The sequence below is a fragment of the Pseudomonas sp. B21-015 genome (genome assembly GCF_024749285.1).
In the GTDB taxonomy this organism is placed as follows: domain Bacteria; phylum Pseudomonadota; class Gammaproteobacteria; order Pseudomonadales; family Pseudomonadaceae; genus Aquipseudomonas.
In genome coordinates this window covers 5888643-5900857 of record NZ_CP087196.1, presented here as the reverse complement: position 1 = coordinate 5900857, position 12215 = coordinate 5888643, and the positions used below count along the sequence as shown (strand labels likewise).

Annotated in this window: 8 protein-coding genes, 2 tRNA genes and 1 pseudogene; 7 read left to right on the top strand and 4 right to left on the bottom strand. The window is 59.5% G+C overall.

The genetic code is table 11. The features are described from left to right. Positions 1 to 73 precede the first annotated feature (73 nt). The 7 genes and pseudogenes from hfq (at position 74) to LOY38_RS26920 (ending at position 8712) form a co-directional block, all read left to right on the top strand. Positions 74 to 334 carry an RNA chaperone Hfq gene (gene hfq / locus LOY38_RS26950; RefSeq protein WP_007902656.1) on the top strand — a complete coding sequence of 87 codons (261 nt, stop codon included), beginning with the start codon at positions 74 to 76 and terminating at the stop codon, positions 332 to 334. 12 nt (positions 335 to 346) lie between these two features. Continuing rightward, positions 347 to 1648 (top strand): ribosome rescue GTPase HflX, encoded by a 1302-nt coding sequence (gene hflX, locus LOY38_RS26945; protein ID WP_258697821.1) that lies wholly within the window; start codon positions 347 to 349, stop codon positions 1646 to 1648. A gap of 96 nt (positions 1649 to 1744) precedes the next feature. Next, complete coding sequence (gene hflK, locus LOY38_RS26940) at positions 1745 to 2917, top strand: FtsH protease activity modulator HflK (RefSeq protein ID WP_258697820.1); 1173 nt, start codon at positions 1745 to 1747, stop codon at positions 2915 to 2917. After that, on the top strand, positions 2917 to 3786 hold the full coding sequence (gene hflC, locus LOY38_RS26935) for a protease modulator HflC (protein ID WP_258697819.1): 870 nt from the start codon (positions 2917 to 2919) through the stop codon (positions 3784 to 3786). The genes hflK and hflC overlap by 1 nt, the downstream gene beginning before the upstream one ends. Before the next feature lie 317 nt (positions 3787 to 4103). Further along, the gene (locus LOY38_RS26930; RefSeq protein WP_109627704.1) at positions 4104 to 5291 is read left to right on the top strand and encodes an ATP phosphoribosyltransferase regulatory subunit; all 1188 of its coding nucleotides are present in this window, start codon (positions 4104 to 4106) and stop codon (positions 5289 to 5291) included. Between the two features lie 54 nt (positions 5292 to 5345). Further along, positions 5346 to 6639: pseudogene (locus LOY38_RS26925) on the top strand (adenylosuccinate synthase). 138 nt (positions 6640 to 6777) lie between these two features. Next, positions 6778 to 8712 carry a methyl-accepting chemotaxis protein gene (locus tag LOY38_RS26920; protein ID WP_258697818.1) on the top strand — a complete coding sequence of 645 codons (1935 nt, stop codon included), beginning with the start codon at positions 6778 to 6780 and terminating at the stop codon, positions 8710 to 8712. Positions 8713 to 8836: 124 nt separating this feature from the next. Here LOY38_RS26920 and LOY38_RS26915 read toward each other — a convergent pair whose 3' ends face one another. The 4 genes from LOY38_RS26915 to LOY38_RS26900 all read right to left on the bottom strand — a co-directional run bounded on the left by LOY38_RS26915 (position 8837) and on the right by LOY38_RS26900 (position 12055). Then, positions 8837 to 10402, bottom strand: a complete 1566-nt coding sequence (locus LOY38_RS26915; protein WP_258697817.1) for an iron ABC transporter permease — start codon at positions 10400 to 10402, stop codon at positions 8837 to 8839. Continuing rightward, positions 10402 to 11412 carry an extracellular solute-binding protein gene (locus LOY38_RS26910; protein WP_258697816.1) on the bottom strand — a complete coding sequence of 337 codons (1011 nt, stop codon included), beginning with the start codon at positions 11410 to 11412 and terminating at the stop codon, positions 10402 to 10404. The genes LOY38_RS26915 and LOY38_RS26910 overlap by 1 nt, the downstream gene beginning before the upstream one ends. A gap of 303 nt (positions 11413 to 11715) precedes the next feature. After that, a tRNA-Leu gene (locus LOY38_RS26905) sits at positions 11716 to 11802 on the bottom strand. Between the two features lie 166 nt (positions 11803 to 11968). Continuing rightward, positions 11969 to 12055, bottom strand: a tRNA-Leu gene (locus LOY38_RS26900). Positions 12056 to 12215: the final 160 nt, after the last annotated feature.

Genomic DNA, 12215 nt, shown 5'->3' with positions numbered 1-12215 from the left:
TCCTTGGGGGTGTGACGGCCCAAGCCATCTGTTTACCTATTTTTTATATTGAATCCTTAAAGGAGTGCGGCACATGTCAAAAGGGCATTCGCTACAAGACCCTTACTTGAATACTTTACGTAAAGAGAAGGTGGGGGTTTCCATCTACCTGGTCAACGGGATCAAACTGCAAGGCACGATCGAGTCTTTCGACCAGTTCGTTATCCTGCTGAAAAACACCGTCAGCCAGATGGTTTACAAACACGCTATCTCTACAGTGGTGCCGGTTCGTCCAATTCGTCTGCCTAGCGCAACCGAATCCGAAGCAGGTGACGCTGAGCCAGGTAACGCCTGATAGGAGTCTCCTTTGTTCTTTGAGCGCCACGGTGGTGGTGAGCGGGCAATTCTCGTTCACTTGGATGGTCAGGACCCTGAGGCGCGCGAAGATCCGCAGGAGTTTCAGGAGTTGGCAATTTCGGCTGGCGCCGAGACCGTTGCGTTTTTTAACGTGCCGCGTCATCGGCCAACCGCCAAAACCCTGATCAGCAGCGGCAAGGTCGAAGAATTACGCGACCTGGTCAAAGCCGAACAGGTCGATCTGGTGATTTTCAATCACATCCTCACGCCCAGTCAGGAACGTAACCTCGAACGTGTTTTCGAGTGTCGCGTGATCGATCGCACGGGTCTGATTCTCGATATCTTCGCCCAACGCGCCCGCACCCATGAAGGCAAGCTCCAGGTCGAACTGGCCCAGCTTGAGCACATGAGTACGCGGCTGGTTCGTGGCTGGACTCACCTTGAGCGGCAGAAGGGCGGTATCGGTCTGCGCGGCCCGGGTGAAACCCAGCTGGAAACCGACCGGCGCCTGTTGCGGGTTCGCCTGCGGCAGATCAAGGGGCGCCTGGAAAAGGTCCGCAGCCAGCGCGAGCAGTCTCGTCGCGGGCGCAAACGTGCTGACATTCCGACGGTTTCACTGGTGGGTTATACCAACGCCGGCAAATCGACGCTGTTCAACTCGGTCACCGATTCCGACGTCTTCGCCGCCAACCAGCTATTCGCGACCCTCGACCCGACCCTGCGCCGACTCGAGCTCGATGACCTCGGGCCGATCGTGCTGGCCGACACGGTGGGCTTCATTCGCCACCTGCCGCACAAACTGGTCGAGGCATTTCGGGCTACGCTCGAAGAGTCGAGCAACTCCGACCTGCTGCTGCACGTGATCGATGCGCACGAGCCCGAGCGCATGGCCCAGATCGAACAGGTCATGGTGGTGCTCAATGAGATTGGGGCGCAAGACTTGCCGATCCTTGAGGTATACAACAAACTCGATTTGCTTGAGGGCGTTGAGCCGCAGATCCAGCGCGATGCCGATGGCAAGCCGCAGCGGGTCTGGTTGTCGGCCAAGGACGGTACCGGTCTGGACTTGCTCAAGCAGGCTGTGGCGGAACTGTTAGGCAGTGATTTGTTTGTTGGTACCTTGCGCTTGCCGCAACGTTTTGCTCGACTGCGTGCGCAGTTTTTCGAACTCGGTGCGGTGCAAAAAGAAGAACACGACGAAGAAGGCATCAGCCTGTTGGCCGTTCGCTTGCCACGGATCGAATTGAATCGACTCGTGAGCCGCGAAGGTCTGCAACCGATGGAATTCATCGAGCAACACACTTTGCAATAAAAGCCTGAGAAAGCGGTTGTGCCGCGGTGACAGGCATTCTGTAGCATTGGTCGGCGCGCCGTGGGTGCGTCTTTGCTTTATCAGATGGAGAGCGCTATGGCTTGGAATGAGCCGGGTGGCAACTCGAATAATCAGGATCCTTGGGGTGGCAAGCGCCGCAATAACGGCGACCGCAAGGGACCACCGGATCTCGACGAGGCCTTCCGAAAGCTGCAGGAAAGCCTGAACGGGTTGTTCGGTGGTGGCAAGAAACGCGGTGACGAGGGCGGTGGTCCGGGCAAGAGTGGCGGCTTTGGCGGCCTGCTCGGCATCGGTTTGACCGTGCTGGCGGCTGTGTGGCTGTACAGCGCGGTCTACGTGGTCGACGAGCAGGAGCAGGCTGTGGTGCTGCGCTTCGGCAAGTACTATGAAACCGTCGGCCCGGGCCTGAACATCTATTTCCCGCCGATCGATCGCAAGTACCTGGAAAACGTCACGCGTGAGCGTGCCTATACCAAGCAGGGTCAAATGCTGACTGAAGACGAAAACATCGTCGAAGTGCCGCTGACCGTGCAGTACAAGATCAGCAACCTGCAGGACTTCGTGCTGAACGTTGATCAGCCGGAAATCAGCCTGCAGCATGCGACCGACAGTGCCTTGCGTCACGTGGTGGGTTCTACCGCCATGGACCAGGTGCTGACCGAAGGTCGTGAATTGATGGCCAGCGAAATCAAGGAGCGTCTGCAACGTTTCCTCGATACCTATCGCACCGGTATCACCGTCACCCAGGTCAACGTACAGAGCGCAGCCGCACCGCGTGAAGTTCAGGAAGCCTTCGATGACGTGATCCGCGCCCGTGAAGACGAGCAGCGTTCGCGCAACCAGGCTGAAACCTACGCCAACGGCGTCGTGCCGGAAGCCCGTGGTCAGGCCCAGCGCATCCTCGAGGATGCCAACGGTTACCGCGACGAGACCGTCTCCCGCGCCAAGGGTGAGGCTGATCGTTTCACCAAGCTGGTGGCCGAGTACCGCAAGGCGCCTGAAGTCACCCGTCAGCGTCTGTACCTGGACACCATGCAGGAAATCTTCAGCAACACCAGCAAGGTTCTCGTGACCGGCAACAAGGAAGGCCAGAACAATCTTCTGTACTTGCCGCTGGACAAGATGATCGACAGTGGTCGCACCCCCGGTGCTCCGGTGACCGGCGCGGCAGCCAGCAGCAATGAAGTGAATGCACGTGCGGCAGCCGATCTGCAGCAACAGCAAGCACGTACCAGGGAGAGTCGCTGATGAGCAATAAATCGCTGATCGCCCTTATTGTCGGCGTCGTCGTGGCGATCGTTGCCTGGAACTGCTTCTACATCGTGGCTCAGACCGAGCGTGCGGTGTTGCTGCAGTTCGGTCGCGTGGTCCAGGCCGATGTTCAGCCGGGCCTGCATGTGAAAGTGCCTTACGTGAACAAGGTGCGCATATTCGACGCGCGCCTGATGACGCTGGATGCACCGACGCAACGCTTCCTGACGCTGGAAAAGAAAGCCGTGATGGTCGATGCTTACGCCAAGTGGCGTGTGAAGGATGCCGAGCGCTTCTACACCGCGACTTCCGGCCTCAAGCAGATTGCCGACGAGCGTCTTTCCCGTCGTCTGGAATCGGGCCTGCGTGACCAGTTCGGTAAACGCACCCTGCACGAAGTGGTGTCCGGTGAGCGTGATGCGCTGATGGCGGACATCACCTCTTCGCTGAACAAGATGGCGGAAAAAGAGCTGGGCATTGAAGTTGTCGATGTCCGGGTCAAAACCATCGACCTGCCGAAGGAAGTGAACCGCAGCGTGTTCGAGCGTATGAGCACCGAGCGCGAGCGTGAAGCTCGCGAGCACCGCGCCAAGGGTAACGAGCTGGCCGAAGGCATTCGTGCCGACGCTGACCGTCAACGCCGCGTGCTGTTGGCTGAAGCCTATCGTGAATCCGAAGAGGTTCGCGGTGACGGTGACGCCCAGGCCGCTGCGATCTATTCCAAGGCATACGGCCAGGATCAGGAGTTCTACGCGTTCTACCGTAGCCTGCGTGCCTACCGTGAAAGCTTCGCGAACAAATCCGACGTCATGGTCCTGGACCCGAGCAGTGACTTCTTCCGTTACCTGGAAAAAGCCAAGCCTTGATACGGCGTTGACCTGAATCATCCCCCGCCTGGCGGCTAAAGCCTCGGGCGGGGTGATCCTTTGGGAAAACGTGTGTATGATGCGGCAGCCGGGAAATTCCCGGCTTTTTTGCGTCTGCACGTTTGATTGCTGTTTTTATGCAGGCGCCCGAGTTGAATGACTCGACAGGTTTTTCGAGGAAAGTGGTTGGCGAAGCCGGTTTCAGGCTTTTCGCCCCGTTGTTCATGCGCGTGGTTTATGCACATGAGCCGATCATTTTCTGCTTCACTCAAGGCTCGCCCAAAGGCTTGCTGCCCGGATCATAGGGGAATGGCGTAATGGCAACGGTAGACCGCTGGCTGCTGCCAGATGGCATCGAAGAAGTACTGCCACCAGAAGCCGCGCGTATCGAAGTAGCGCGTCGTCAGGTGTTGGATCTGTTCCAGAGCTGGGGTTACGAGTTTGTCGTGACCCCCCATATCGAGTACCTGGAGTCCCTGCTGACCGGCGCGGGCTCGGATCTCGATCTGCGTACCTTCAAGGTCATCGACCCGCAATCGGGCCGGCAGATGGGTTTCCGTGCAGACATCACGCCGCAAGTGGCGCGCATCGATGCGCACACCTTGCGTCGTGAAGGCCCGAGCCGTCTGTGCTATGCCGGTAGCGTGCTGCATGCTCAGCCACGTGCCTTGTCGTCCTCACGCAGCCCGATTCAACTGGGCGCCGAGTTGTACGGCGATGCCAGCCCTAGCAGCGACGTGGAAGTCATCAGCCTGATGCTGGCCATGCTGCAACTGGCCGATGTGCCGGATGTGCACATGGATCTCGGTCATGTCGGCATCTACCGTGGCCTGGCCCGCGCCGCCGGTTTGTCCGGCGAAGTCGAGCAACAGTTGTTCGATGCATTGCAACGTAAAGCCATCGACGAGGTCATTACCTTGACCGAAGGCTTGCCTGCCGATCTATCGGGCATGCTGCGGGCGCTGGTCGACCTGTGTGGCGGTCGTGAAGTGTTGAGCGCTGCACGTGAGCGTCTGGCCAATGCGCCAGCGCCTGTTCTGGCGGCGCTGGACGATTTGCTGGCGATTGCCGAGCGACTGTCTACGCGTTTCCCGGAGTTGCCGCTGTACTTCGACCTGGGCGAGTTGCGCGGCTACCACTACCACACCGGTGTGGTGTTCGCTGTGTTTGTGCCGGGCGTTGGCCAGTCCATCGCTCAGGGCGGTCGTTACGACGACATCGGCGCCGACTTCGGTCGCGCCCGTCCGGCGACCGGTTTCTCTACCGATTTGAAAACCCTGGTGACCCTGGGGCGTGCTGAGATCGAGCTACCGTCTGGCGGTATCTGGATGCCTGACAGTACGGATGCAGCACTCTGGCAGCAGGTTTGCCAGTTGCGCAGTGAGGGTCAGCGTGTCGTCCAGGCATTGCCTGGGCAGCCTTTGGCCGCCGCCCGTGAAGCGGACTGCGACCGGCAATTGATTCAGCAGAACGGGCTTTGGCAAGTATCGCCACTGGCTTCTTGAGTTTTCCTGCCGGCCGCCGCCGGCACCAAGTTTGCGCGAATGAGGACAAGTGTTATGGGTAAGAATGTCGTAGTCCTGGGCACCCAATGGGGTGATGAGGGCAAAGGCAAGATCGTTGATCTGCTGACCGAACATGCTGCCGCCGTAGTGCGCTACCAAGGTGGCCACAACGCTGGCCACACCCTGGTGATCGACGGCGAAAAAAACCGTCTTGCACCTGATCCCGTCGGGCGTGCTGCGCGAAGGCGTGCAGTGCCTGATCGGTAACGGCGTGGTGGTTGCACCCGACGCCCTGCTGCGGGAAATCATCAAGCTGGAAGAGAAAGGCGTACCGGTGCGCGAGCGCCTGCGTATCAGCCCGTCCTGCCCGCTGATCCTGTCTTACCACGTAGCGCTGGACCAGGCCCGTGAAAAGGCCCGTGGCGAGCTGAAGATCGGCACCACCGGTCGCGGCATCGGCCCGGCTTACGAAGACAAGGTAGCCCGTCGCGGTCTGCGCATCGGTGACCTGTTCCACCGTGAGCGTTTCGCCGCCAAGCTGGGCGAGTTGCTGGATTACCACAACTTCGTACTGGTCAATTACTACAAAGAGCCAGCAATCGACTTCCAGAAGACACTCGACGAGTGCATGGAATACGCCGAGCTGCTCAAGCCGATGATGCTCGACGTCACCGCCGAACTGCATAACCTGCGTCGCGACGGCAAAGACATCATGTTCGAAGGCGCCCAGGGCTCCCTGCTGGACATCGACCACGGCACCTACCCGTACGTGACCAGCTCCAACACCACCGCAGGCGGCATCGCCACCGGTTCGGGTTTTGGTCCGATGTACCTGGATTACATCCTCGGCATCACCAAGGCTTACACCACTCGCGTGGGTTCGGGTCCGTTCCCGACTGAGCTGTTCGATGACGTGGGGGCTTTTCTGGCCAAGCGTGGCCATGAGTTCGGTGCTACCACCGGCCGTGCCCGTCGTTGCGGCTGGTTCGACGCCGTCATCCTGCGTCGCGCCATCGACGTCAACAGCATCTCGGGCCTGTGCCTGACCAAGCTGGACGTGCTGGACGGTCTGGAAACCATCAACATCTGCGTGGGCTACAAGAACCAGGATGGTGCAGTGATCGACGCACCGACTGACGCCGACAGCTACATCGGCCTGGAGCCGGTGTACGAGCAAATGCCAGGCTGGACCGAATCCACCGTCGGTGCCAAGACCTTGGAAGAGCTGCCTCAGGCTGCACGCAACTACATCAAACGCGTCGAAGAGTTGGTCGGTGCGCCGATCGACATTATTTCGACGGGCCCGGACCGCAACGAAACCATCGTTCTGCGTCACCCGTTCGCTTAATAAGTCGTTGATGTAAAACACAAAGGCCCCTTAATCGGGGCCTTTGTCGTTTATACCTGTTGGACGGCATGACCTTTGCTGTGAATATCGCCTTCAGAGTGCCATCAATTTAATGGCGTTAAAGCAGAGGGATTTCCAGTGTCGGCCGTTCTCTCACTGTTACAAAGCCGTCTCTTGCGGCCTGTGTTCGTTACCCTTGGTATCGCCCTTTTGGTGCAGGTGCTGGTGGCTGTCGCTCTGACCCGGAGCACAGTGACTGCACTGGAAGCCGATTTGGGTGTGCGCCTGAGCACTGATAGCCAAAAGCTCTCCGGTGAGCTTGAGCAGGCAGGGCGTGAAGTCACGTCGAGCCTGGATAGCCTGTCCACCAGTACCCGTCAGCGCCTGACCGCCGGGTTGTCTTCGCGTCTGAAGGACGAGCAGGCACAGCTGCGTACGACGCTGGAGAAGGGCCTGAAGGATTCGGCCAACGAGATGGCGCAACTTCTGGCCTCGGTCGCACCTCGCGCCATGTGGGACGGTGACATTCCAACCCTGTCCGAGTTCGCTCGCCGTGCCCAGCGCAATCCCAATGTGTTGTTCGTGATCTACGATGATGCGACGGGCCAGCACCTGACGCGCTATCTCAATCGGGAGAACCCGATCAACAAGGCGCTTCTGGAAAAAGGCCAGGGCGAGCGGGCGCTGGACAAGGTGCTGGATGCGGCGAAGAGCGATCCGTCGGTCTACTACCTCGAAGCCTCGATCAGCCCCAATGGGGTGGAGATCGGCAAGGTTTTGATGGGGGTCTCGACCGCCTCCGTGGAAACCGATCTGGCGGCGCTGGACAAGCGCTTCTCGGCGTTGATCGCCAGCAGCGATCAATTGGTGGGTGACAGCCTCAAAGGCGCGGCGGCTGATAGCGCAACGGCGATGCGTGGGCGTCTGCAATCGGCGCAGTCCACCGCGTCTGAAATGAAAGCCAATACCACCAGTACCGTGCAGGAAGCCGCGGGGACTTTGCGCTGGCGAATTGGTATGAGCCTGGTGGTGGTGGGTTTCGGTGTGCTGCTGTTGCTGACGGTGGTGCTGGGCCGTCGAGTGGTCAACCGCTTGAAGATGCTGATCACCGCCATGGATGATCTGGCGGCAGGTGAGGGTGATCTGACCAAGCGCGTGCAGATCAATAGTCAGGATGAGATCGGCGACATGGCCTCGGCGGTCAATCGCTTTGTGGATAAGTTGCAGCCGATCGTGCGTGAGGCTGGCGATGTGGCCCAGCGTACCGGCGTGGAAATCGGCGCCATGACCTTGCGCAATGCCGGCGCCGATGCCGCGGCTGGCATGCAGCGCGATGAAGTGGCCGAAAGCTTGCGCGCGTTGTCGCAGATGGCTGACGAAGCTCAGTCTGAAAGCCATGCGATGCAGGCTGCTTTGAAGCAGATGGTGGATATTCGTCAGGCCACCGATGAGAACACTCGGACCTCAGCGAAAGTCGGTAGCCTGATCGAAGCGTTGGCCGGACAAGTTGATACCGGGGCGAAAGTCATTGAGCGGCTGGCGCAGCAGAGTGAGCAGATTGAAGTGGTGCTGACGGTGATTCACGGGATCGCCGAGCAAACCAACTTGTTGGCGCTGAACGCGGCCATTGAGGCGGCGCGTGCCGGTGAGACCGGTCGCGGGTTTGCCGTGGTGGCGGACGAGGTGCGGGCGCTGGCGAGCAAGACTCAGAGCTCGACCGGCGACATTCAGGCGCACATCGTTGCGTTGCAGCAGGGCGCGCGCGAGGCCGTTGCGGCAATCGGGCAGGCCGGACGTCAGGCCAGCGAAGGTTTGCTGGTGTTGCGCGACAGTGCGCGGTTGCAGCAGTCGGTGCAGGTGTCGGTCGAGCAGGTGCATGCGGCGATCGGTCTGGCGACCCAGGCCGCGGCGCATCAGGCGCAAGGTGCACAGGCAGTACGTGGGCGGGTTGAGACCATTCATGCGCAGGCTGAGAAGGCTGCTCAGGCGGTGGTGGAGACCACGGCCAGTGGCAAGGTGCTGGATGGGTTGGCGGCGCAGTTGAAGGCGAGCCTGGGGCAGTTCAGGGCTTAAGGCTTGTATTGGCTGGTAGGGTCTCATCGCGAGCAGGCTCGCTCCCACAGTGATTGTTGGTGGACACAAAATGTGTGAACACCCTAAATCAAATGTGGGAGCGAGCCTGCTCGCGATGACGATGTCAGCGGCTCAAATACATCCGGGTCGTAAGCAAGTAAACCGGCAACCCTGACACCACAATCAACAACGCCGCATAAGGCGCCGCCGCCGCAAACTCCACATTCGCAGTGTGCGCCCAGACTTCCGTCGCCAATGTATTGAGCCCGGTCGGGCTCAGCAGCAGCGTTGCCGTCAGTTCTTTCATCGCATCCAGAAACACCAGCGCAAACGCTGCGCCCAGGGCGGGAAAGATGATGGGCAGGGTCACCCGACAAAACGCGCTGAAAGGCGACGCCCCCAGCGTGCGCGCGGCCTCTTCCAGTTGTGGCGCAGCCTTGTTCAGCGCAGTGCGAATCGGCGCCTGCGCCAGTGGCAGAAACAACAACGCATAAGCAATCAGCAGCAGCGCCGAGGTCTGGTACAGCACCGGCGCATAATGCAGAGCGAAATACACCAGGGTCAGCGCAATCACCAACCCTGGCAATGCATGCAGCAGATACGGCAGGCGCTCGGCCCAGATCGCCAGCCGGCCTTTATGGCGCACCACCAGCAACCCCACCGGCACCGCCAGCACCAGGCACAGCGCAGCTCCACCTAGCGACAGCGCCAGGGACGATAACAATGCCTCGCTGATCGCGGCTACCGGGAACGCCGCCGATGAACCCACCATCAGCCAGTACGCCAGCATTCCCAGTGGAATGCCGCTGCCGATGATCGCCAGCAGCAAGCAGTAAAGCTGTCCGGCAGTCGCCCATGGCCCCAGACGAACCTGCTCCGCATGCCGCGCCGCGCCCTGGCCGGTGCGCACATGTCGGCCTTTGCCGCGCACTCGCAATTCGAGCCACAGCAACATAAGGCACAGCGCCAGCAATACGGCAGAAAGCATTGCCGCGTTGGCATTGCTGAACTCCAGTTCGAACTGCTGATAGATCGCCGTGGTAAAGGTTTGCAGGCCGATGATCGACAGCGCGCCGAACTCCACCAGCATGTGCAGCGCAATCAGCAGCGAGCCGGCGAGCAGTGACGGCCAGAGCAGGGGCAGGGTGATTTTGAAGAATACGCCCCAACGATTCTGCCCCAGGGTCCGTGCGGACTCTTCAAGAGAGGGATCGAGATTGCGCAGCGTCGCCGCCACCGGCAGAAAGATCAGCGGGTACTTGGACAGGCTCATCACCAGAATCGCCCCGCCCAGCCCTTCGAAGTGAGCGCTCAGGGACACCCAGGTGAAGCTGCTGACAAACGCCGGCACCGCGAATGGCAGACACAGGATCACGCCCCATAACCGTCGTCCCGGCAGATTGCTGCGCTCCAGCAACCAGGCGAGTGACAAGCCAATCACACCACAGGCCAATGTGACGCCCAGCATCAGCGCCAGCGTATTGCGCAACAGGCCAAACACGTAGGGCCGCCACAACAGATGCAGCGCCTCGGCCCAGCCGGCTTGCCAGGTCTTGAGGCCGACATAAGCCAGCGGCAACAGACTGAGCACCACCAGCAGCAAAACCGGCAGCAACAACCAGATCGACGGCCGCTTGCGCGGTGGCACGTAGCTCCCGCGCAAGGCGGGGGCGGATAACGATGTGCTCATCAGTTCAAGCCAACGTCGCGTTCCAGGTCCAGGGCTTCTTCGGCGTTGCCGAGGTCGGCCGGCGTGACGTTCGGCGCTTGCAGTTCGCTGAATGGCTTGAGACCGCGATCCGATGCCATGCCCTTGTGCAGCGGGTATTCGGCGGTGGTCTGGGTGATCACGCGCTGACCTTCTTCGCTGGCCATGTAGGCGAGCAATTGCTGCGCTTCTTTTGGATGCTTGCTGGATTTCAGCACCGCAGCGCTGGAAACGGTGATCAGCCCACCGACGTCGCCACCGGTGAAGTAATGCAGTTTCGAGTCGAGCTGGCCTTTTTCACGCTGCAAGGCGAACCAGTAATAGTTGTTCACCAGCACGGAGGCGACTTCGCCATTTTCCACGGCTTTCAGCGCAACCATGTTGTTGCTGTAGGTCTTGCCGAACGCCCGCAGGCCGGTCAGCCATTCTTCGGCGGCGTCCATCCCGTGGACTTTGATGATCGCTACGGCCTGCTCCTGAAAGGCGCCGCTGGAAGGCACGAAGCCGACCTTGCCTTGCCATTTTGGATCGGAGAACTCCATCACTGATTTGGGCAGGTCTTTTTCGTCAATCAGCTTGGGGTTGAAAGCGATGACGCGGACCCGTGCCGTGATGCCGATCCAGGTACCGTTGCCAGCGACGTAGTCTTTGGGCAGAACGGCGAGGGTGGCGGTATCGGTCTGGGCCAGCAGGCCTTGTTCGCCGAGTTTGTTCAGCGGTGGGGATTCTTCGGTGTAGATCACGTCGGCGGGGGAGCGATCGCCTTCTTCGACGATCTGGCTGGCGAGCTGGTTGCTGCTGCCTTTGCGCACATTGACGTGAATCCCGGTCTTGGCCTCGAAGGCTTTGGCGACGGCGTCGCCGACTTCCTTGTGTTGACCGTTATAGAGTGTCAGGGAAACCGGATCGGCGGCTTGGGTGAGGGGAGTGGCGAGTGTCAGGCCGAGGAGGGTGATGGTCAGGCCGCGGCGCAGGGTATTTCGAAACATCATTCGCAGGGTTCCTCACTGTCGCATTGCAAAAACTTGAAACAATGATAAACGATATTGCTTCTCAAGTGCGCCTTACGGGTCTGAGGAGTGTCGGCTAGAGGGGGTGGGGCGGGCCTTTGTGGCGAGGGAGCTTGCTCCCGTTCGGCTGCGAAGCAGTCGCAAAACCGGGCAATAAGGTTTGACTAAAAGAATGAGGGGGGGCCGCTTCGCGCCCCAGCGGGAGCAAGCGCCCTCGCCACAAAACGCAAAAACCCGCTTTCGCGGGTTTTTGTGAAATTCAAGATCGTGACCTTGAATTTGAATTGGTGCCCAGAAGAAGACTCGAACTTCCACGACCTTGCGGTCACCAGCACCTGAAGCTGGCGTGTCTACCAATTTCACCATCTGGGCAGTATCTTCAGCGTTGCCGCTGTTGATGTGGCGCACTATACGGAGAGCATTTTGATCTGTAAACCCCTGATTTAGTTTTAATAAATCAGAAGCTTGGAATGCAAAAAACCCGCTTTCGCGGGTTTTTGTATGAGTCTTGAAATTGATCTAATCTCAAGCTCGAAATTGGTGCCCAGAAGAAGACTCGAACTTCCACGACCTTGCGGTCACCAGCACCTGAAGCTGGCGTGTCTACCAATTTCACCATCTGGGCAGTATCGGCAGCGCTAGTGCGTCGTCGATGGCGCGCACTATACGGAGCGTCTTTTTAACTGTAAACCCCTGTCATCAAAAAAACCTGGAAAATTTTACCGGCGGCATTCAAATCAGCTTTGCGGTGTCGATAAAGGGCTTTAGATGGGCTGTCATAGCCT

What these genes read in the sequence shown, in the direction of transcription:
- hfq (WP_007902656.1), top strand. Translation starts at nt 74, where the DNA reads ATGTCAAAAGGGCATTCGCTACAAGACCCTTACTTGAATACTTTACGT.
- hflK (WP_258697820.1), top strand. Translation starts at nt 1,745, where the DNA reads ATGGCTTGGAATGAGCCGGGTGGCAACTCGAATAATCAGGATCCTTGG.
- LOY38_RS26930 (WP_109627704.1), top strand. Translation starts at nt 4,104, where the DNA reads ATGGCAACGGTAGACCGCTGGCTGCTGCCAGATGGCATCGAAGAAGTA.
- hflC (WP_258697819.1), top strand. Translation starts at nt 2,917, where the DNA reads ATGAGCAATAAATCGCTGATCGCCCTTATTGTCGGCGTCGTCGTGGCG.
- LOY38_RS26910 (WP_258697816.1), bottom strand. Translation starts at nt 11,412, where the DNA reads ATGATGTTTCGAAATACCCTGCGCCGCGGCCTGACCATCACCCTCCTC.
- LOY38_RS26915 (WP_258697817.1), bottom strand. Translation starts at nt 10,402, where the DNA reads ATGAGCACATCGTTATCCGCCCCCGCCTTGCGCGGGAGCTACGTGCCA.